The organism is Chloroflexota bacterium (assembly GCA_026710945.1).
In the GTDB taxonomy this organism is placed as follows: domain Bacteria; phylum Chloroflexota; class UBA11872; order VXOZ01; family VXOZ01; genus VXOZ01.
In genome coordinates, this window is record JAPOQA010000070.1 from 1 (window position 1) to 20,765 (window position 20,765).

Annotated in this window: 17 protein-coding genes; 9 read left to right on the forward strand and 8 right to left on the reverse strand. The window is 59.7% G+C overall.

Annotation, left to right across the window (positions count from 1 at the left end; translation table 11 throughout):
* The 7 genes from OXE05_14510 to OXE05_14540 form a co-directional block, all read left to right on the forward strand.
* Positions 1-147, forward strand: a 147-nt coding sequence (locus OXE05_14510) for a transposase (GenBank protein ID MCY4438527.1), incomplete at its 5' end; no start/stop codon positions are given.
* A 291-nt stretch (positions 148-438) separates the two neighbouring features.
* Positions 439-1,368 (forward strand): dihydrodipicolinate synthase family protein, encoded by a 930-nt coding sequence (locus tag OXE05_14515; protein MCY4438528.1) that lies wholly within the window; start codon positions 439-441, stop codon positions 1,366-1,368.
* A gap of 32 nt (positions 1,369-1,400) precedes the next feature.
* The gene (locus tag OXE05_14520) at positions 1,401-2,777 is read left to right on the forward strand and encodes a sugar ABC transporter substrate-binding protein (GenBank protein ID MCY4438529.1); all 1,377 of its coding nucleotides are present in this window, start codon (positions 1,401-1,403) and stop codon (positions 2,775-2,777) included.
* Between the two features lie 225 nt (positions 2,778-3,002).
* Complete coding sequence (locus OXE05_14525) at positions 3,003-5,306, forward strand: CehA/McbA family metallohydrolase (GenBank protein MCY4438530.1); 2,304 nt, start codon at positions 3,003-3,005, stop codon at positions 5,304-5,306.
* A gap of 617 nt (positions 5,307-5,923) precedes the next feature.
* Complete coding sequence (locus tag OXE05_14530) at positions 5,924-6,601, forward strand: carbohydrate-binding family 9-like protein (protein ID MCY4438531.1); 678 nt, start codon at positions 5,924-5,926, stop codon at positions 6,599-6,601.
* A 105-nt stretch (positions 6,602-6,706) separates the two neighbouring features.
* A complete protein-coding gene (locus OXE05_14535) occupies positions 6,707-8,125 on the forward strand; it encodes a hypothetical protein (protein ID MCY4438532.1) in 1,419 nt (472 codons plus the stop codon).
* Positions 8,126-8,254: 129 nt separating this feature from the next.
* Positions 8,255-9,526: a DegT/DnrJ/EryC1/StrS family aminotransferase gene (locus OXE05_14540; GenBank protein ID MCY4438533.1), complete on the forward strand. Its 1,272-nt coding sequence runs from the start codon at positions 8,255-8,257 to the stop codon at positions 9,524-9,526.
* Positions 9,527-9,732: 206 nt separating this feature from the next.
* Here the strand turns inward: OXE05_14540 and OXE05_14545 are convergent, their stop codons facing one another.
* The 8 genes from OXE05_14545 to OXE05_14580 all read right to left on the reverse strand — a co-directional run bounded on the left by OXE05_14545 (position 9,733) and on the right by OXE05_14580 (position 18,283).
* Positions 9,733-10,743, reverse strand: a complete 1,011-nt coding sequence (locus OXE05_14545; GenBank protein MCY4438534.1) for a Gfo/Idh/MocA family oxidoreductase — start codon at positions 10,741-10,743, stop codon at positions 9,733-9,735.
* 227 nt (positions 10,744-10,970) lie between these two features.
* Positions 10,971-12,002, reverse strand: coding sequence for a Gfo/Idh/MocA family oxidoreductase (locus tag OXE05_14550; GenBank protein ID MCY4438535.1), 1,032 nt, complete (start codon positions 12,000-12,002; stop codon positions 10,971-10,973).
* A 20-nt stretch (positions 12,003-12,022) separates the two neighbouring features.
* A complete protein-coding gene (locus OXE05_14555) occupies positions 12,023-12,403 on the reverse strand; it encodes a hypothetical protein (protein MCY4438536.1) in 381 nt (126 codons plus the stop codon).
* A 120-nt stretch (positions 12,404-12,523) separates the two neighbouring features.
* The gene (locus OXE05_14560; GenBank protein ID MCY4438537.1) at positions 12,524-13,564 is read right to left on the reverse strand and encodes a Gfo/Idh/MocA family oxidoreductase; all 1,041 of its coding nucleotides are present in this window, start codon (positions 13,562-13,564) and stop codon (positions 12,524-12,526) included.
* Positions 13,561-14,457: a hypothetical protein gene (locus OXE05_14565; GenBank protein MCY4438538.1), complete on the reverse strand. Its 897-nt coding sequence runs from the start codon at positions 14,455-14,457 to the stop codon at positions 13,561-13,563. Before OXE05_14565 ends, OXE05_14560 begins: the two co-directional genes overlap by 4 nt.
* Positions 14,458-14,521: 64 nt before the next feature.
* On the reverse strand, positions 14,522-15,097 hold the full coding sequence (locus OXE05_14570) for an NUDIX hydrolase (GenBank protein ID MCY4438539.1): 576 nt from the start codon (positions 15,095-15,097) through the stop codon (positions 14,522-14,524).
* A 30-nt stretch (positions 15,098-15,127) separates the two neighbouring features.
* The gene (recQ, locus tag OXE05_14575; GenBank protein MCY4438540.1) at positions 15,128-17,524 is read right to left on the reverse strand and encodes a DNA helicase RecQ; all 2,397 of its coding nucleotides are present in this window, start codon (positions 17,522-17,524) and stop codon (positions 15,128-15,130) included.
* A gap of 42 nt (positions 17,525-17,566) precedes the next feature.
* On the reverse strand, positions 17,567-18,283 hold the full coding sequence (locus OXE05_14580; protein MCY4438541.1) for an HAD-IA family hydrolase: 717 nt from the start codon (positions 18,281-18,283) through the stop codon (positions 17,567-17,569).
* A 293-nt stretch (positions 18,284-18,576) separates the two neighbouring features.
* Here OXE05_14580 and pyrE point away from each other — a divergent pair, with 293 nt between their 5' ends.
* Positions 18,577-19,140 carry an orotate phosphoribosyltransferase gene (gene pyrE / locus OXE05_14585; GenBank protein MCY4438542.1) on the forward strand — a complete coding sequence of 188 codons (564 nt, stop codon included), beginning with the start codon at positions 18,577-18,579 and terminating at the stop codon, positions 19,138-19,140.
* Between the two features lie 220 nt (positions 19,141-19,360).
* The gene (gene mnmE, locus OXE05_14590) at positions 19,361-20,755 is read left to right on the forward strand and encodes a tRNA uridine-5-carboxymethylaminomethyl(34) synthesis GTPase MnmE (protein ID MCY4438543.1); all 1,395 of its coding nucleotides are present in this window, start codon (positions 19,361-19,363) and stop codon (positions 20,753-20,755) included.
* Positions 20,756-20,765 lie beyond the last annotated feature (10 nt).

Below are 20,765 nucleotides of genomic sequence, written 5' to 3' on the forward strand. Positions count from 1 at the left end.
AAGGTCGAGCATCCGTTCCTGTGGGTGAAGCGGCGCTTCGGTTACGCCACGGTGCGCTATCGGGGCTTGCACAAGAACACGCAACGGCTGGCGTTGCTGCTGGGGCTGACCAATCTGGTGACGGCCGCACGCTACGTGACAGCGTGACACGGCGGTAGTGCGCCCAGCACACGGGCAGGAGCGGAAAACGCTCCCAGCAATGCCGCAACAGGGACAAAACAACTCCCATCTAAACGCCAAAACACCCCCACATTCCCACCTCCACCAAAACGCACGAACTCATGCCGACTTGTTCAGACCTTTCCTAGATTCCTCGCTGCGCTCGGAATGACATGAAACACAGTCCTGCAAAGCTATCGAGTCTAAGGCAACAAATCTCGGGCTTCACCGTCATCTATGTCACGATTACTGGCAAGAATTCAGAGTGAAAGGGAAGGCATGAGCAACTTTCATGGTGTGCTGGCGGTCCTTTGCACGCCGTTCTATCCGGATGAGGCCGTGGACTACACCAGTTTGCGGCGCCTGGCCGACTATGTATTAGCAGAAGGAACGCACTCCATCGTGTGCTTGGGCCTTGCCAGCGAGACCAATCGTCTGAGCGAGGCAGAGAAGCAGCGCATCGTGCAGGCCGTCGTGGCGCAAGTGGACGGCCGGGTGCCGGTGCTATCGGGTCTGCAAGCGGCGTCCACGGTTGAAGCCGGGCGCATGGCACGGTGGCTTGTGGAAGCAGGCGTGGCCGGACTAATGGTATTGCCGCCGCCCGGCCCCGTAGACATGTTTGGTGTTCAGCAATTCTATGCCGCTGTTGCCGAGGCCGTCGACGTGCCCATCATGGTGCAGGACTGCCCGCAGGTGGTGGGCTACGGCCTATCGGCCGGCGTGATCGCGCAGATGGCGGAGCAGTGCCCGAACATCCAATACGTCAAGCTGGAGGCGCAGCCCGCCTGGCCGCTGATGGAAGCGCTCAAAGAGCAATGCGGCGCTCAGCTCAAAATGCTCGTGGGCTGGGGCGGCATCGGTTTCATCGAGGCGCTGGAGCGCGGCGCCGTCGGCTGCATGCCCGGCGCCGATGCCATAGGGCCGATGAGACAGGTGTACGATCGCTACGTGGCCGGCGACATTGAGACTGCTCGCGCCATCTATGCCGCCATGCTGCCGGTGCTTGTGGCCAAGGGAGGCAACCTGCAGTCGTTCATCCAATCCGCCAAGCACCTTCTCGTCCGTGCGGGCGCCATTGAGCATGCTACCGTGCGTCAGCCGGTCACGCCCATTGACGACCAGTCGCTGCACGAACTCGACACGTGGTCGCGCTTGACAGACAAGGCGCTGGCTAAGTATGCTGCCCCTGTAAGTGTGTTTCAAGAGTAAATCTTTCTAATCACACTGCTTGGAGGGTTCCCATGACTGTTACTACACGACGCAAGCTACTGGCCCTGCTCGGCGCGACGAGCTTGGCGGTTCCTTTGGCTGCCTGCGGCACTGCCACCGTGCCGGCAGCGCCGGCGCAAGGCGAGGGAGAAGCCGAGGCCAAGCCGGCCGCCGAGGCCGCGCCCGAGCCGGAGACCGCTGAACTCAAGGGCATTACCCACGCGCAAGTGGTCGCCGACGACAATGACCGGGTCAACGAGGCGTATCGCGCCGAGTTCGGTGATCGCATCAACGTGACTACCGACATCACCCCCAATCAGACCGAGATGCAGAACAATCTGAAAATTGCGGCGGCCGCGGGCTCGATACCCTATGATCTGATGTGGATCAATGCCCACGGCATCATGTCCTTTGCCGCGCTGGGCATGCTCACGGAGCTGGACCCGTACGTAGCCCGCGACGGCATCGACATGGGCGACCTGTTCGCTCCCTACGCGCTCAACATCTACACACTGTTCGGCAATTTTTGGGGCATGCCGAAGAACCAAGCGACCGTGGGCATGTTCTACAATGTCGACCACTTCGAACAGGCCGGCATAGACGTGCCTCAGGGCAACTGGAATTGGGAGGACTGGCTCAGCCTCGCCGAACAGCTCACCGTTCGCCAGGGCGACAAGGTCGAGCGGTGGGGCACCCAGGTAGGGCCGTGGGGACAGACCCAGGGCTATAACTGGATCGTCATCAACGGCGGCGAAATCCTCAGCGAGGACAAGACCGCCTTTCGTTTCGGCGAGGCCCCCGGCCTCGATGCCATCAAGTGGGTGCACGATCTTGTCTACAAGTATCGGGTGGCGCCCACAAACGAGGAAGCATCGGCATTGGGCGGCGCCTTCCAGATGTTTACGACGGGTGCGCTGGCGCTCATGCCGAGCGGTTCCTTCCTCTTCGGCCGCCCGCAAATGGCGGAATTCCGTTGGCACGCCCAAGTGCTGCCGGTGAGCGTACAATCGGCCAGTGTGATTCATGCCGGCGCCATGGCGGTGCTGAACCCGATCGAGCATCCCGATGAGGCCTGGGAGTTCATCAAGCACTCCACGACGTCCGAAGCGGGCGAGCAGTCGACGGCAGTGTGGAATTTGCCCGCCACATGGCGCGGCGCGGCCAACTGGGCAAAACTTAGCGACTATCCCGAGCCCGCGAAGATATTCGTAGACTCCATGGAAATCGGCTATCCGTATCCGTATTCGTTCTTCACGAATGAGTGGGTAGCGGCCGTCAGGAACGAGATCAACAAAGGCTGGCTAAACGAGGTCGGCATCGATGAAGCAGTGGCGACCGCGGTGAAGGCCGGCGATCTCGTGCTGGAGAAAGAGCAAGAAGAGCTGGCCCGGCTGGGAGTCTCAAAGTAGGAACTTGTGCCGGTCAGTGCGCCGGAAGAGCGCGTGTGCGGCTGACACGTTACGATTGGCCGCTCGCATTGGCGGCCCGGTTGAGCGGCATGCCCCGGCTGGCCATGGCGTGAGAAGTCTGGCCGAGTGCTGGAAAATACAATTGTCGCGCGGATTACATCGCAAACGCCGGATCTGCCCGCGACGCGGCTCCGGCGTTCGTGATTCTTGAGAAAGGGAGCACGCATGAACGACCGCCGTTATCTGCTGTTCGAGCCAAATGAATTTGCCTACAGTGAGCAGAAGGTCGCCTTCCGGGGACAACACTACCAGCGCTCGGTTGCCGATCTCACGCTTCAGACCCGCGGCTGGCGGACGGATCGACCCTACGGCCTGTGGCTGGGCGTATCGCCCCATCCGGCGGAGGAACGCTACGTGGAAGTGGAGCTAGACGGCGCCAGCGGGCGCGTGCGCCTGGATCCCCAGGTGCGGCCCGAAACCGTCTGGACGCGGGTGGCCACGGTCACCGTGCGGCCGAACTTCCTGCAAATGCGCGTCTCCACGCCGGAAGCGACGCTGCGGGGATTTGACGGCGTCATTCTCAGCGACGATCTCGAATTGGAAGTGCCGCCGGCTGTGCGCACCGAGTCCGATTTACATGCCCTGTTCAGCGATCCCAGTGGATTCAGCGAATTGACGCCGAACCGGGTGGTCTCTTGCTCCCGCCACGAGTTTCGCATGACCTACACCGTAGGCAAAGAGGGCATTGCCGTGGGCGGCGGCATCATGGCGTTTGTAGAAGGATCGCTGTGGCGTGAAACCCATACCCCACAGACCGCAGACCCAACCGCACCGGGTTACGTAACGGTTGCCCATGAGGGCAGTGGCCGCGTTGACGTAACCGAGATCGTCGAACCGGTAACCGGCCTGCACGATCGCGAGTATGGCATTCGCGTCACCGTGTCCGAGGGGCCGCTGCGGCCGGGCGATACGATTACGCTCGTCTTTGGCGACCGCAGCGGGGGCGGTCCCGGCGCGCAGGCCAACGTCGTCGCCTGGACATATACCCACAACTACAAGCGCGCGTGGTGGCACCGCATGCCCGTGCTCACGGTCTGGGTGGACGCCCGCGCCACTGAGACGTTCTTGCCCCTTGAACGCGAACATGCCCACTCCTTTACGGTGGTTACCGATGAGCCTGCAAAGCTCGTTGTCACGGCCAAGGCCGATGCCCAAATCGGTGTCCCCCATGATCTGAACGTAGCAGTGGTGGACCGGTATCAGGCGCTCGCCCAGCCGGCGTACGCCGGGCGCGTGCGCTTTGCGTGCGACCGGGATGATGTAGACCTGCCTGGTCCAATTCACTTGGCTGAAGGCGACTGCGGCCACTGCCGCGTGACGTGGGTGCCGAAGGGCGAGGGCACGTATGTCATCATGGCCGAGACTGATGATGGTTTGGTCGGTACGTCGAACCCGGTTGTAAGCGCTTCTGAAATGCCGGCACACCAGGTGTACTTTGGCGACATACATTCGCATTCTCTCTACTCCGGTGACGCGGTGGGCGAAATCGAGGCCCAGTACGAGCACGGCCGCCACGTGGCGAATCTCGACTTCATGTGCGCCTCCGAGCACGCCGAGTACGAGACCGACAACCAGTGGACTGCCAATCAGATCCTGGTGCAGCGGTACCACACGCCGGGAGAGTTCGTGCCGATCAGTGGCTTTGAGTGGGCGTATATGGATGCGGATGGCGAGGGACACGGCCTGGGTCACCGGAACGTGTACAGCGAAAACGACTACCATCAGATTCTCCGCGGCAGTGATGTCGCCACGGCAAATCTTGAACGTATGTGGCACCACCTGGAAGGCCGCGAGGACGTGCTGGCGTTTGGACACCATCCTTTGATGGCGCTTCGCTGGCACCAGCACAATCCCAAATACGAGCGGCTGCTGGAGATGTACTCCGGTTGGGGCAACTCGGAGATTCGCGGCAACCCGCGCCAGCCGTGGCGAACACAGGGTGGCCTCTCATTGCAGGAAGTGCTGGCAACCGGCTCGCGCGTGGGCGTGATCGCCGGCAGCGACAACCACGACGCCCGTCCCGGCTACGCGGGCATCGGCGAACAGTTCAGCAAGTCCGTGGCCGACGCCATTTGGAAGCCATCGGGTCTGGCGGTGGTGTGGGCCACGGGCCTCACGCGCAAAGAGATCTTCGAGGCGTGGCGGGCGCGGCGCACCTATGCTACCTCCGGCCAGCGCATTTTGCTCTCATTCAAGGTAAACGGCCATTGGATGGGGTCTGATCTTGCGCTTGGGTCCACCGATCCCCGTCGGCTGGTCGTGAACGTCACTGGCACCGCGCCGCTTGGCACTGTGACGGTGATCAAGAACAATGAGGACGTGCATACGTGGCAGAATCCGTCGCATGGCGTTGACTTGGCGTGGGAAGATACCGCCGCAGCGCGCACGGGCGACTACTACTATGTGCGCGTGACGCAAGAGGATGAAGAAATGGCGTGGTCCAGCCCGGTGTGGTTAGATGTGATGTAGCCGGAAAGATAGCCTCGCCGCCGTTCTCTAGTGGAAGTAAGTCGGACCCATTACGGTGCTGGCTTGTGCTGTCGCTAGCTGACAGTTCTGACTAAACTCCTTCTCAGGAACACCGTAGCCTTTGGAGGAATGCTCTTCGACAGGCCTGCGCTGAGCTTGCCGAAGTGCTCAGATCCTGCCCCGACTCGATACGGGGGCGAATGGAAGAATGAGAACCCGCTGGCGCGAAAAGCTGATCAGAAAGAGGTTTTGGGTGAAAGGATCGAGTAGGGGGATCGGGATAGATATCTTGAAGCAATACATCCGTTCGTGCTGAGCTTGTCGAAGCACGATTTTGCGAATTTAGACTAGGGTCTGTTTAATCTTAATGTCATTCCGAGCGACAGCGAGGAATCTCAAGGGTTTGGCGCAGAATTCTAGCGCGCTTTGCGCCGCAGAGTGCACGAAAACGGTTGACAAGCGCATTGTGTGCGTATGCGACCGCTTGTTTTCCCTGCATGCCGCCACAACCTGGTGCCTCTAGCAGATGGATTCCCGCTTTCGCGGGAATGACGGTCATAGTATAAACACACCCTAATTCAGTGACTGTTCTACTCTCTAGCAAGAAAGAATGGCTAATGACAACTCCAAGTCTTCCCCCACTCCCTTCCTACACCTGCCACCGGGCTACCTCGCCCATCACTGTCGACGGCGCGCTCGACGAACCGGCCTGGCAGCAAGCGGAGCCGATGCGCTTAGTGGAAACCGTCAGCGGGGATGCCCCGCGCTATCCCACGGTCGTGCGCGCGCTCTGGGACGATACGTACCTCTACGTCGGCTTTGAGGCAGAGGACCCCTACATTTGGGGCACGCTCAAGAATCGCGATGAGCCTTTGTGGGATGAAGAGGTGGTGGAGGTCTTCCTGGATGACGACAGCGATGAATGGTCGTTCCTCGAATTCGAGGTCAGCCCGAACAATGTGCTCGTGGACCTCGCCGTCTTCCGGCGCGGCGGCAAGAGTCATGAACTTTTGTGCTGGGACTGCCCCGACCTGCAGACGGCGGTGCAGGTGGACGGCAAGGTGAACTCCTTCGACGGCACGGATACCGCCTGGTCGACCGAGATTGCGATCCCCTTCGACCAGTGCATGACCGCGCCCCACATTCCGCCCCGCCACGGCGACCGCTGGCGCGCCAACTTCTACCGCATCGACCGCGCCCACGACGCCGATGAATACACCGCCTGGTCCCCCACCGGCGAAATCCAGTTCCATATGCCAAACCGGTTCGGATACGTGGTGTTTAGCGAGGAGTAGTCTCCGGTGTTGCAAAGTGCTGCTGAAGATCTTGGATGCCCCCAGCCGTTAGAAATCATTGCGATCTATGCGCTCTATCAGACGCAGTAACTGAGGAATTTGAAAGTGCGCATTCCATTGCATCGAGTACACGTGCGGTTGGTTGGGTTTCTCTTCTTGGCGTTGGCGGCGGGCCTCGCCGGCTGTGAGACAAACACCGCCGGCACCGGGGTTGATGTGAGCAGCGATAGGGATGTGAATCGGCGTGGGAGAGTTGTCAGAGAATATTACGGGTCTTGTGGTCCTCAGTTAGGTCCTGTTCAAGGCAAGTATCATTTCGAGCAGGTGATGCAATGGACGCCGGATGGCGGGCATCTCGTATTCGATCACCTCGGGACGATAAGTGTGGTTGATCGTGAAGGCACGCGGTTGCGAATGCTTGTAGATGCGGATCCTCGGCATCCCATATGGGAGCGCGAACTGCGGTTCAGTTTTCTGCACGGCTTCTACTTTAAACTGTCTCCGGACGGTACGCGCGTAGTCTACACGTCCTGCGAGTTCCCAGTGGCAGGGCCGAATGTAGATGAGGAGCGCCGGACCGACCATGAGTATGAATTCGCCGTTATCAATCTTGATGGCACCGGCAAGGAGCGGCTAACACGGAACAACGGATTTGAGCACTATCCGGCCTGGTCGCCGGATGGGACGAGCATCGCCTACTGGGCTGGGGAGATCTACACGATGGCGGTTGACGGGTCCGATGTACAGGAGGGGACAGCGCTCACGACACTTTATATGGGGAAGGAGAGTACATACTTTGTCGCCATAGATGCAGACATGTCGGATGTGGAGCAGGGAGGTATAGCGACTGTCACGCCTACCCTGAAGGAGAAAACCTACTACGTATCTATAGTACAAGCGCCACAACTGTGGTCTCCGGACGGGGAGCGCTTGGCGTTTCTGGCCGCCTATGAGGGTGGATTCCTTTACACCATTCGGTCCGACGGCACGGAGTGGACGCGAGTAGCCGGCCCGGTTGTAATCGCAGTATCGGATCTAAGTGTGAAGTCCACGAAATACTACTGGAAGACACCGGTCTTACCGGCATGGTCGCCGGATGGAGAGCTTCTAGCTTTTGTGATGGCCGATGAGAAGGGCGAGCCAGTCGGCGTCTATACGGTGCGACCTGACGGTGCCGACATAACGCAGGTGCTGGCAGCGCAAGATCCTGAGTGGCGTGTCTCCAAGGTGTTGTGGTCGCCGGACGGATTGGAACTCTTGATTGGCTCTGACAGTCACTTCTTCATCGTCGGACGAGACGGCAGCAACGCGCGTCGCGTGGAGCTTGCGAATCCTCTTGCCAAAGCCTGGCGCGTTGGAGCGTGGTCTCCCGATGGAGAGCGCATCGCTATCTATGTACCGGGTGATTTCGACCTCCAAATACCACCCCACATCTACACAGTAGCCCGGGATGGAACGGAATTGCGCGCCTTGGTGAAAAGGGGAGAAGACGGCAATCTGGCACCTGCAAACCCGCCACAGTGAGATCCGATAAGAGTGATTGCTGTACCTTGTGGAGCCTGAATGCGTAAGCCGGTGAATTTGCCAATACAATTACCATGGCTGATAAGGCCTGTTTCAGCTGACGTGTGATGTTGCGTGAAGGAGTTAGCAATGCTAGGCAAGCAGAATGAGCCTGCAATCCTTGGCGGCCCGCAGGTAGTAGGCGAGAGTGCCGTGCAGCCGTGGCCGCAGGTGGCGGAGGCGGACAAAGCCGCGGTGATGGGTGTGCTGGAGCGGGGTGTGCTGTGGGGTGCGGCGGCGCCGGAAGCCATGGCGTTGCAGGAGGAGTGGGCGGCGTACGTAGGCGCGCGGCACTGCCTGGTGACGAACAGCGGCACGGCGGCATTGCACATGGCCGTGGCCGCGGCGGGTGTGCAGCCGGGCGACGAGGTCATCACCACGCCCATGTCGTGGTCGTCTACGGCGACCAGCATCTTGCACCACAACGCGATCCCGGTCTTTGCCGACATCGATCCGGCAACTTACACGCTGGACCCCAAGCATGTCGAGGCCAAGATCACGCCGCGCACCCGCGCCATTCTGCCGGTGCACCTCTACGGCCTGCCGGCCGACATGGACGGCATCATGGCGGTGGCGGCGAAGCATGGGTTGAAGGTGATCGAGGACTGTTGCCAGGCGCAGGCGGCGACGTACAACGGGCAATCGGTCGGTACGCTCGGTCACATCGGCGCGTTCAGCTTCAACGGCAATAAGAACCTGCCCGGCGGGGAAGGCGGCGCGCTGGTCACCGACGACGAGGAAGCGTGGGACATGGCGGCGCGGGTGCAGCAGTTCGGCGAGCGGCGGCGCTCGGACGGCGAACGCGAGTACAACGTCTACGGCATGGGTTGGATGTATCGCGGCACCGAAATGACCAACGCCTTCATCCGCTCGCAACTGACGCGCATTGACGAGACAACGGCGCACATCCAGGCGAACGCCAGCTATCTAAACGAGCATCTGGCAAACATCCCTGGACTCCGATTGCCGCACGTGCCCCCTAATCGCACCCACGTTTACTTCCGCTATGTGGCGGAGTTCGCGCCGGAGGAGGCGGGACTGGATGTCGAAGCGGGAACTGCGAGCGAGAAAGTGCGGGAGGCGCTGCGCGCGGAAGGCGTCGGCCTTGGGCGTGCGGAGTTCTTGTTGCCGCGCATGACGCTCTTTCAGGAGCAGGAAGGCTACGGCCGCGGCTGCCCCTGGACGTGCTGCTACGACGGCTCGATAGAATATCGCCCGGAAGACTATCCGCATGCATCCAACGCGGTGGATAGAGTGATTCCGCTTATGGGCCTGACCCCGCCTAACGATGAAACACTCATGGCGGGGTACGTACGAGCGTTCGAGAAGGTGTTTGGTCAGCTAGAGCGGGTCGTTGCGTGAGCACAGGTGGCATGCAAGCGTCCGCTGAAGAGTGCTTCGACAGGCTCAGCACGAACGGATAGCCGGTCTGGACCCGCTCTGACTTGGGATGTGCTTCGACAAGGGCTTCGCGCAGCCCTCAGCACGAACGGTAAGTGGTCCGCTGGTAGCTTGGAACACCTGACGATCCGCCTGATGGACGAGAAGCAAAGAAGACCCCGTGAACGCTACGTGCCCGTTGCCAGGTTGACTGGCTTGCCGCTGGCGGCTGACCGCTGTGCCGCATCCACCACGCGCACTGCTTCATAGGCGTGCACTAGCTTTACCGCCGGTTCTTTGCCAGTGCGCACGCAGTCTACGAAGTGCTTGACCTCGTGGAAGATAGCGCCCACGTAGTTCTCGTCCAGCGTCGGGCCGTACCACGTGTCGTGGGTCTCGACCTGCTCTTGGCCTATCGTCATGCTCGTGGCGGGGGCGCAATCTATACGGATCATCCCCTCGGTACCGACGGCGTCGAGGCGCGCGTCCAGCGCCCGATACGTCTGACCGGGCAAGGTCCAGGCATGCTCGAAGCTGGCAACGGCGCCGGAGGCGAATTTTACGAGCGTAAAGACCGCGTCATCGATGCCGAGTTTTGTCGCCAGCACCTGGTGCGACTCCGCGGTTACGCGCACCACCGGCTCGTCCACCATCGAGAGCACGTATTCGATGTCGTGAATGCCCAAGAACTGCAACACCGTGGTGTTGCCCTCGAACTTCTCGGCGCTGGTGATGGGATTATTGCGGCGGGCGAAGACGTGAATGATGTCGCCGATTGCGCCGCGCCGGTAGTCTTCCAAAGGCATGGCGTAGCGGGGGTCGAAGTGGAGCGTGTGCCCCACCAGCAGCGTGATGCCGGTGCGCTCCACTGCGGCGACCATGTCGTCTGCATCGGCAACGTCAATGGCCAAAGGCTTTTCAAGCAATATGTGCTTGCCAGCCTCCGCTGCCGCAATCACGGCGTCACGGTGGTCCCAGTCCGGCAGGCAGATGCTCACCGCCTGAATGTCGTCACGCGCAAGCAAGTCGTGCCAGTCGGTGTGGACGGCTGCGCCGGCCGGATCGGCGGCTGCGTGGGCGGCTTGCGCATTCAGGTCTGCTACCGCACGCAGCTCCACCTCGGGAAGTTGCCGGTAGACGTTGGCGTGCCGCTGCCCCATCTGTCCGGCGGCAATGACGCCGATGCCGATCTGGTTCATTTCCCCGTTCTCCATTTAGTAGACCTCGGTATCGGTGTGTGTGGCAGGTATTGTGAAGCTATGCTAAACTGGTGGAAATCGGCTTGATTGCGGCATCTTCCCCTTACCCCGGCCGTCTCCCCAGGAAGAGCGAGTGTCCTTGCAACGCTGACCAAGACTGTGCAGTGGGTTCCTCAAGGAGTGTGTGCAATCTCGGGCAATCTCTCGGGGGCCGGCTGGTTACTTTCCTATATATGCTCCGCGATCAGGTCGGCCGGTCGCACCGGCTGGCCGGTGAGGATCGAGCGTTCGGCAGCTTCTATCATGGCGACTACGGCCAGGCCGTCCCGTGCCGGTATCGCCGGTTCGCCGCCGTCCAGCACGCAGTCCACCATGTTGCGCATGGAATTGCCCCAGGAGTGGTCAGTCTTGAAGTACGACCACATCTTGGGCCGTATCGTCAGTTGGCGGGACTCGGTATCCAAGGTGAAACCGCGATTCGAGCGATCAAGGGTAACCTTGCCCTTCGTCCCATACAGGGAGAGGTATTGTTCGACGATAGCAGGGTACCCTTCCGGCACAATCCAGGAAGTCTCAAAGGTGATTGTGCAATTCTCGAATTCCACCATGGCCTGCACGAAGTCATAGGCATCCACGCCCTTCTCAGGCAGCAGGCGCTTTTCGCCGCGGGCATAGACGCTGACCGCTTCTTGGCCGATGACCCAGCGCATGTAGTCCATGGTGTGAGGGAAGAGGAACCAGTGGGGTCCGGACTGACTGCCCCACGAAAGCATCTGCGTGGGCACCCATATCGTGTCGGAGAGGCGCGAGAAGCCAAAAACCGGCTCGCCAATCTCGCCGCTTTGCACACAATCGCGCAGTTCTTGAATGTCGTTTACCCAGCGATTGCCAAGGCTCACGCTGAACAAGCGATTGTTGCGTTCGGCGGCTTGTACCATTGCCACGGCGTCGGCGACGGTGGTGGCCAGCGGCTTCTCGACGAGCACGTGCTTGCCGGCTTCCAGCATGGTAACGACCGCGTCGCGGTGGGCGAAATCGGGTGTAGCCACGCTTACGAGCGCTGCGTCTGAGGCTGCAATTGCCTCTAAGTTGGGGGCAACCTGGCAATCCAGGCGTTCTGCCACAGCCTGTGCGCGCTCGGGATTGGCGTCGTAAACTTGCGAGAGATTCGACCGTTCATACGCGGCATAGACGTCGGCGTGCTGCTCCCCAATGAGTCCAACACCGACAACAGCGGTATTCAGGCGGTCACCCACCATGGCCATCCCCTTAGGCGACGCTACCTAACCTCGAATTCCTCAGTCCACGAAATCTCGCCTTCAGCAGCCACTGCCGTCACCACAATAGTGTACGTGCCGGGCTCAAGCGTTTCGGGCACGGTCCAGGTCCACCGCACATAACCGTCATCTCCCGCCATCTTGGATGTGAACTCCTCGATGGCTATGGTCTCCTCACCGCGCATCAGCGCAGGGGTGAGCTCGCTACCTTCTTTAGAAGCCGCGTGAAGAATTGCTTCTTTCCCACGGTGAACGATCTCGGAATACGTGAGGATGCGTAAGGGGATGAACTGCGCTTCTTCAGGCGGCGCTTCCCCAATGCCAAGCCTACAGGCGCTTAGAAGCGTGCCGCCAGCGACTACCAAGAAAAGACGTCTTCGCATTACTTTCCTCCACTCAACGGAGCGATATTCATAGGTTCTCTATCACAATGACTACGTCTCCTAACCTTCGCGCAGCAGACCTCACCGTCCTTAGCCGCACCAGCGTCAGCCGCATCGGCATCAGCCGCATTGGCGTGAGCCAATACGAATTGGTCGTCCTTCTTCAATGGACTGATATGCAGCGAGGATGGCTTCCACCCCGGCGCGACCGTCTTCCCCTGTGACCAATGGAGAGCGTCCAGCGATAATTGCTTCGCAAAAATCCTTAAGCAAATAGTAATTCATTGACTCTGATGTATCAATCGACGAGACAGAACCACTCTTCGCTTCAGTGCGCACCAGGGCTTGTCCCGTGATTTCAATTTCGATCATGCCCCTGGTTCCGAGCAGGCGAAGATAGACGTTGCCCCACTTGGACCAGTTTTCCGGTCGATTCCATGAGGGGTCGGTGGAGGCCAGGATACCGCCTTCAAACGTCTCGACGAGGATTGCGACGTCATCCACGGCAATGTGCGGCCGCTTCAGCGTGTCTCCCTCGGCGTACACCTCCACAATTTCTTTACCCGTAAACCACCGCATCAGGTCGGTGACGTGTACGATATGGTCGCGAATCGTGCCGCCGCCGGAGCGTTGCGGATCGATGAACCACCCTTCTGTAAACGGCCTGAGATGGTTCGTGCCGTGCATGGCGAGGATATCGCCAATCTCCCCGTTTTCCACGCGCTGCTTGGCCTGCCACGCGACGGGCGCAAAGCGACAGGGGTAGGCGGTGGCCAAGTGCACACCGGCATCGCGGCAGGCGGCAATCATCGCGTCTGCTTCTTCCAGCGTGATGCAGAGCGGCTTCTCGCAGAGGACGTGCTTGCCGGCTTGCGCTGCATCGATGGTCATCTGCGCGTGGTCGGCGTTGGCAGAGCAGATCGAGACTGCTTCCACCTCGTCGAGCTCCAAGAGTTCGTGATAGTCGGAAAAGACTTTTACATCCGGCGCTGCCGGATGGGCGGCGAGCATAGCATGCATGCTATTGAGCTGTTCGGGCACGGCATCGGCTGCGGCAACGAGATTTGCCGAAGGTAGTTCGAGCATGGCAGAAACGTACCCGTTCTGATGGCCGTGGTCGAACGAAATGACGCCAATATTCAACGCGCGCGTTGCACTCATATCGTCACTGCTTCATTTCTATCAATGCTCTCCATGGCTGCCCAGAAAGCGCGCAGCGCAGGCAAGGCATCAGGAAGGCTTGAGAGCTCCGCTTCTTCTGCTTGCCATGACTGCACGTAGGCGGCGGCCATTTTCTCATATGGCGTGCGGTGGTATGCCTCCGTGAGCGACACTCCGCCCTCGGACGCCATCCAGAAGCTCCGGGCATTGGAGTCGTATTCCACCATGCCATCGCGTCCGGTGACTTCGATTACTTCTTTGCTGTAGCTGCTGGGGTAGGCGGCGCTCATCTCGCCGTAAAGAATGGCACGGTTTGCATAGCGGCCGTTGCAGAACACGGTGTCGGTGTTCGCTGACTTCAGCGCGGCTGCTCTTGCATAGATTCTCTGCAAGGGGCCTCCCAACAATTCGAGTGATTCCATTAGGTGAAAAAGGCTCTGCTGCCACACCTGGGTAGGGGGAAATACACGGATGGCGCGCACGGTGATGATGTCACCGATTCCCGATTTTGCGGACTGAGCGGCGGTCTCGTACTTGTGGGTAAAGTGCACCGGCAGTGCGACGCGTACAGAGCCGCCGGCTGCTGCGAGAATAGCCTCTGCATTCGTATATGAATCGCCAAAAGGCGGATGGATGATTGCCTGCCTGCCGCTTTCCAAGGCGCGGCGCAAGTTAATGGCTCTTGAGGTGACGTCACCGGCAATGTCCGCGAGCCCCTCGCTATGGCTCGGCCACTCATGTGCAACGGGAACGCCGAGAAACGTATTCCGACTGTCGCTGGTGCTATCGGGCTTGAGAATCGCTATAGCCTCCGGCGGCAGCAGGCGTTTGTACGCTTCCACACGTTCAGCGAGATTGTCCGCGCCCACGAGGATTACAGAGTCATTGCGCATAGTTTGTTTCTTCTTGGCCTGGATTCCGGACTTCGCCGGAAAAACTGGTACGTGCCAGCAAACGTCATGTTGGCAGCCAGCCGCGTTGGGCGGCGCACAAGACGCTCACCGTCAGTGCTGCCTCCGGCTGCTTGCCGTCGAGAACTTGCTGCAAGAGGTCCCTTGCGGGCACGAGCTCAACCTGCATGATCTCGAACTCATCACGCTTTGGTGCATGATAGTCAAGTTCGGTTGCGAAGTAAAGACGCATCGTGAGCGGCAGCAATGGTGCGCTGGGATGATACAGACCTAACGGTCTAATCTCTCTTGCCCGGTACCCCGTCTCCTCCTCCAACTCTCGCAGTGCGCCGGATGGGGGGTCTTCACCGGGATCGAGCGCGCCTGCAGGCACCTCGAGCGTGGTGCTACGCAACGGGTGGCGGTATTGCCGCACCAGCACGGCTTCGCCAGCGTCGGTAAGCGCCAAGATGGCAACCGCATCGCGGCGAATGTCCAGGTACGTGTAGAGCATGCGCCTGCCGTCAAGCTCCGCTTCCAGCACGTCTTCCCGCACCGGGAAGCGTCCACTGTAGGCCACTTTCGATTCAATTACCTTCCAACCCAGCGGCGGATCGGCGTCGTCGCCTGGACTATTACCCACGATTATTCCTACTTCCAAAGGGGCTAATTATTATGGACGCTCTCTCGTCGTTTGAAGCTGCCGCAGGTGCATGCGCACCATCCTTAACTCCTCATACGAATAGTCGTCACCGAGTTGCTCTTTGACCGGCGCTAGGCGATAATCGCTGTCAGCCTGGCGGAAGGCGTCCGCAATGTGCTTGCAACGGTCGGGCGGGGGGAGCATGTGTATGACGTCGAGGGTTTCATTCGTCTCGGCGATGCGCTCTAGATGCGTAATCACCGTGCCGGGCGACAATTCGCGCCGTGCGGCGATTTCCTGGACGTTGAGTCCTGCACGTGCCAGCTCCAGAGTGTGCTTCTCGGTTTCATTTAGGTGCAAGCGGCGTTCAGATGCAGTGCCGGACTGTCGCAGCCGCGATACTACGGCGGAGGGTCGGCGGCCCAATTCTGACGCAATTTCATCAATTGAGCGTCCCGCTTTGTAGAGAGCGGTGAGCTGTTCGTCTTCTTCGTATGTCCACTTCTCGTAAGCACGGGGATGAGAATCTCGGACTTCCTCTGAGTCTGAATTGGCTCTCGCGTGCGTGGTTCCCTCTGAGGCAGGAGGCGGATTGGCGCCGCCACACTCCTCTACGTGTTGACGGATTTCGCCGATGAACCGATCACCGAACTGGCGCAGTTTGTCTTCACCTACACCCTTGACCTGGAGCAGCGCCGCACGGTCGGTTGGGAGATATGCAGCCATCTGCCGCAGCGAGACATCGGGAAAGACTACGTAGGCTGGCACGGCTAACTCAGCGGCCAATTCCGCGCGCAGGGCGCGTAGCTTTTCGAATAAGGTTTTGTCGGGTTGCTGCTCCACTGATGGGTTCGGCGGAGGATGTCCAATGAGCGTCACAGACTCTCGGTTCTTGAGTAGGGCCTTCCCTTCTGAGGTTACGTAAAGCGTTGGGTAACTGCTGGTCGAGCTGCGCGCGATGAGGTCTTTGTCGATGAGCTGGTCGACGATGTCCTGCAGCTCTTCCTTGGTCATGTCTCGTGCGATGCCGTGGACCGGCAGCGTGTCGTGGTGAAATTGCAGAACCCGACGCGAGCGGCTGCCGCGCAGGACGTCAACGACGTGGTTCATCCCAAACCTCTCGCCCGTCCGTATGACTGCCGACAGCACCTTTTGCGCGATTTCAGTGCCGTCAAATGTGTGTGTGGCCTCCACTTGCCGCGTCTTGGCAAGGCAGACGTCGCAGCCACCGCAATTCTCTTCCCGCCACTCTTCCCCAAAGTAGTCCAGCAGGAATGCCCTCCGGCAGGTCTTCGCTTCGCTGTAGGCTACCATCCTGGCAAGTTTTTCCGCGGCATGCGCCCGCTCTGCGTCATCCTCGATCTGGTTAATGAAGTAATCTTGGTTGATCTTGTCGCCGTACGAGTAGAAAAGCACGCATGCGCTTGGCTGTCCGTCGCGCCCGGCGCGTCCGGTTTCTTGGTAGTAGCCCTCGATGGTCTTTGGCAGGTCATAGTGTGCAACCAAACGCACGTTCGGCTTGTCCACCCCCATGCCGAACGCGATTGTCGCCACAATGATCGGGACGTCATCTCCCAGGAATCGCTCTTGAGTCTCCCGGCGCACCGTGTCGTCCAAGCCGGCGTGATAGGGCAGTGCATTGAAGCCGTGACTGCATAGCTCGGCGGCAAGGCTCTCTGTATTCTGCCGGGAGAAGCGATAGACGATGGCGGCGCCGCTGCGATGCTCGTCCAGCAATTTTACAAGCGCTGCAAAGCTCCGCCGCTTGGGTCTAACGTCATACGTCAGGTTTGGCCGGTTGAAGCTGGCGACGAATCGGGCGGCGTCGGGCATACGTAGTTGGTCGAGGATGTCCTGCCGCACGCGTTCCGTCGCAGTGGCTGTGAGCGCGATTACCGGCACCGCAGGGAAGTTATCCCGCAGCACTTGCAGCGTGCGGTAATCGGGCCGGAAATCGTGACCCCACTCGGAGATGCAGTGCGCCTCATCTATGGCGATCAGTGCGAGTTTCACAGCGTGAAGAAAGTCCCGAAACTGCTGCATGGCCAAGCGCTCGGGAGCAACGTACAGGATGTCGAGGCGGCCTTTGTAGGCGGCCACTTGCACGCGCCGCGCTTGCGCGGCGCTCATGGTGCTGTTGATAAAGTCGGCGGCAATGCCGCGGCTCTTCAGGGCATCAACTTGATCTTTCATCAACGCAATGAGCGGGGAAACGACTAACGTTAAGCCTTCGAGACAGAGCGCGGGCAATTGGTAGCATAAAGACTTACCGCTGCCTGTGGGCATCAATGCTAGAGAATCTTGACCATGCAAGACATGCTTGATGACGTTTTCCTGGAGTGGCAGAAAACTCTTGTGCCCGAACTTTGCTGCCAGCAAAGTCCCAAGATCGTTTGCGAGTTCAGGATTGATGCTTACACGTGCCATTGATGTACCCCATTCCCTTCAGCCAGCGGTGCGAGCGTCTGCCTACGAGCAACGTATGGATTCATGGCTAAAGAGCTCGCGGAGGGACCGGATGGTCGAGGCGCCGCGGTCGCTGCGTTCGGCATGGCGGTCGATCAGGACTGCGCGCATACCGATCGCCAGGGCCGGCTCGATGTCGAACCGCACACTGTCGCCGACGTAGAGTGCGTGTTCGGGCGCGATATTGGCCTCTGCAAGCGCGAGCGTAAAGATGGCCGTATCCGGCTTTTCAAGGCCGACGCAGCCCGAAAGCACTTGCGTGGGGAAATACCGACTAATACCCAGGTACGGAATAAGCTCCATGCCCCAGGCTTCCCAATTGGAAATCAGTCCTAGAGTGTATCCCGCTCCCGCCAATTGCTCTAGCACCGGAATTGCGTCAGGATAGAGCGCGTAACCCTGCGGTCTGCTCAGTCTGTTATAGATGTGCAAGGCATATGTAGCGCGTTCAGTAGGTGAGATCTTGAGTTCTTGTAAGAGTTCAGTGTAGTAGCCAATCCAAAAGGCGTACGAGCGCTCATGCGATAGCGACCACCCTCGATTGCTGGGGTCATCGAAATCCGGTGAGACTATTGCGGCCGCGCTCGCAATCTCGCGATGCGGAATGGGATGTCCAAGATCGGCAAGGGTCTGAGAAATGTGTTCCGTTACCGAAGGATATGCCGTCGCCAGGGTGCCGCCTAGATCGAAGAATATGCCCTTGAGCGTGTTCTGTCCCATGGTTTCTTGCGGAGCGAGAGCCAAGTATAGGCTATGTGGTTCAGCTTCGTGGATAGCTTGTATTGTCCGTGGGTGAGTCGGGATGTGTCAACCGTGCCTCCGGGCATTCAAGTTATCCAACTGTAGTCTGCTACAGGTTGCTGGGTGGATCGACGTAGGTTAGTAGCTGATTTTCTGCATGCAGTCTCGTTGCAGAACGTAACTGCGACCGTAGTGCCATAGCTCTGGTCAGGGCAACTTCGGCTGGCTAAAATTTGGAGTGTTGCAGGATCTTGCTAAGGAAGGGAATCTCCGTGGATGTTGAACGAGAGCGGTTGCGTGAGTTATTGCAGAAGGAAGCGATCAAAGAAGGTGACTTCATCTTGAGCTCCGGTCAGCGGGCGAGCTACTACATTGATTGCCGCCTCGTTACGTTGTCGGCTGAAGGAGCTTTCCTGACAGGTCGCGTGATGCTCAGGGCGCTGGGCGAACCCCTGCCGGATGCTGTGGCCGGTATGTCGGTGGCTGCGGACCCCGTGGTGACGGCCGTTGCAGTTGCCAGCTTTACCGCAGGCGCGTCTGTCCCGGCGCTGATTGTGCGCAGCCGCGCCAAGGAGCACGGCACCGGAAAACAAGTGGAAGGGCCTCTGCAGCCCGGAATGCGCGTGGCGATTCTAGAGGATACGGTGACAACGGGCGGTTCGGTGTTGCGTGCTGCGGAGGCGGTTAAGGACGCGGGTGCTTGCGTAACTGGCATCTGGACTCTGGTGGATCGACTGCAGGGCGGCGCGGTGGAAATAGCGGCGGCTGGCTACAGATATGGGCACATATTCACGATCGAGGACCTGGGAGTTGAGCCAACGATGAACGAGAGTTGACGTTGGATTGCGTTTATACGATTCAAGACCAGCAGTATCTGTAGACGTTTGTGCGCTTTCCCGCTGACCGAAGAACGCCGTTTCCGTTCGTGCTGAGCCTGTCGAAGCACGAACGGAGATGTTTGCTGTACAGCAACCGGGAAAAGGAACTTGGCTAAATCGGAACTAATGGTCAAAACCCCGCTTGGGACTACATAATCCAAGCTCGAGGATGGCGCGAGTGAACCTTGAGGATACCATTGCCGCTGTGGCTACGCCGCCGGGAGAGGGCGCCATCGGGATTGTCCGCTTGAGCGGCCGTGAAGCCTTGGCGATCGGCAGGCATTGCTTTCGGCGGCAGAATCCCGGCAAGTGGCAGAGCCACCGGTCGTATGTCGGGCTCGTGTTCGATTCGGTACGTGACGAGCGCGTGGACCAGGCCCTCTGCACCTACATGCGTGGGCCGCACTCGTACACGGGTGAGGATGTATTCGAATTTTCTTGCCACGGCAGCCCGGCGGTACTGCGGCGGACGCTTGGAATGCTCTTGGATCACGGCGCGCGTCTGGCTCAACCGGGCGAATTTACGCTGCGGGCCTTTCTCAACGGCAAACTCGATCTGGCGCAAGCCGAAGCGGTAATGGACGTCGTGCAAGCACGCACGGGCAAGGGGCTCTCATTTGCGCTCGACCAACTGGAAGGCCGTTTGTCGCGTCAGGTGCAGGAGTTGCGCCAGCAGGTACTCGGCTTGCTCGCACGCCTGGAAGCGAACATCGACTTCAGTGAAGACGACGTGCCGGCGGTCCCTTCCCACGAGGTGGCAGCGTCCGTAGCACTCATGCTTTCCGGCGTGAATCAACTGCTAGCCACTGCTCCCAGCGGCGCCGTGGTGCGTGATGGCGTGCCCGCCGTGCTGGTAGGTCGCCCCAATGTCGGTAAGTCGAGCTTGTTGAATGCGTTCTTGTCGGCAGACCGAGCTATTGTGACGGATATTCCCGGCACAACACGCGACGTGCTCGAGGAAACCGTTGACGTTGGCGGCATACCGCTGCTGTTGGCCGACACCGCGGGTATTGCGGAGACGCAGGATGTGGTCGAGCAAATTGGTGTGGCACGGAGCCGCGCGTCGTTGGCGGCGGCCCGCCTGATCATCGTGGTCTTGGATAGCAGCATGCCGCTCCAACCTACCGACCGTAGGGTAATCGCGGATGTCAAGGATGCTCAGGAAGGAGACCCCGAGCGGCAGGCGATAATTGCATTGAACAAGGCCGACAAGCCGCAGGTACTGTTTCCAAGGGACGTAATGGACCTGCTGCCAGGCTGCTCGATTGTGCTGACTTCCGCAGTCTCCAGCGACGGCCTCGACGCACTGCGAGCTGAAATCGGCCGGAATTTGCTGCAAGAAGGGCTGCAGACGGAAAGCGCCATTATCACCTCGGCCCGCCACCAGGCGGTATTGCTGGAAGCGCAAACTACGCTTGAGGAGGCGCGTTGCGCGGCAGCAGACGGCCTCCCGGAAGACTTTGTCTGCATCGGATTGCGCGCGGCACTCAATGCGCTGGGCGAGCTAACGGGCGAAAGCGCGTCAGAGGACCTGCTCGACCGCATTTTCGGCGAATTCTGTATTGGTAAGTAGGCAGAATGCC

What these genes read in the sequence shown, in the direction of transcription:
- OXE05_14515 (MCY4438528.1), top strand. Translation starts at nt 439, where the DNA reads ATGAGCAACTTTCATGGTGTGCTGGCGGTCCTTTGCACGCCGTTCTAT.
- OXE05_14520 (MCY4438529.1), top strand. Translation starts at nt 1,401, where the DNA reads ATGACTGTTACTACACGACGCAAGCTACTGGCCCTGCTCGGCGCGACG.
- OXE05_14525 (MCY4438530.1), top strand. Translation starts at nt 3,003, where the DNA reads ATGAACGACCGCCGTTATCTGCTGTTCGAGCCAAATGAATTTGCCTAC.
- OXE05_14530 (MCY4438531.1), top strand. Translation starts at nt 5,924, where the DNA reads ATGACAACTCCAAGTCTTCCCCCACTCCCTTCCTACACCTGCCACCGG.
- OXE05_14540 (MCY4438533.1), top strand. Translation starts at nt 8,255, where the DNA reads ATGCTAGGCAAGCAGAATGAGCCTGCAATCCTTGGCGGCCCGCAGGTA.
- OXE05_14545 (MCY4438534.1), bottom strand. Translation starts at nt 10,743, where the DNA reads ATGAACCAGATCGGCATCGGCGTCATTGCCGCCGGACAGATGGGGCAG.
- OXE05_14550 (MCY4438535.1), bottom strand. Translation starts at nt 12,002, where the DNA reads ATGGTGGGTGACCGCCTGAATACCGCTGTTGTCGGTGTTGGACTCATT.
- OXE05_14555 (MCY4438536.1), bottom strand. Translation starts at nt 12,403, where the DNA reads ATGCGAAGACGTCTTTTCTTGGTAGTCGCTGGCGGCACGCTTCTAAGC.
- OXE05_14560 (MCY4438537.1), bottom strand. Translation starts at nt 13,564, where the DNA reads ATGAGTGCAACGCGCGCGTTGAATATTGGCGTCATTTCGTTCGACCAC.
- OXE05_14565 (MCY4438538.1), bottom strand. Translation starts at nt 14,457, where the DNA reads ATGCGCAATGACTCTGTAATCCTCGTGGGCGCGGACAATCTCGCTGAA.
- recQ (MCY4438540.1), bottom strand. Translation starts at nt 17,524, where the DNA reads ATGGCACGTGTAAGCATCAATCCTGAACTCGCAAACGATCTTGGGACT.
- OXE05_14580 (MCY4438541.1), bottom strand. Translation starts at nt 18,283, where the DNA reads ATGGGACAGAACACGCTCAAGGGCATATTCTTCGATCTAGGCGGCACC.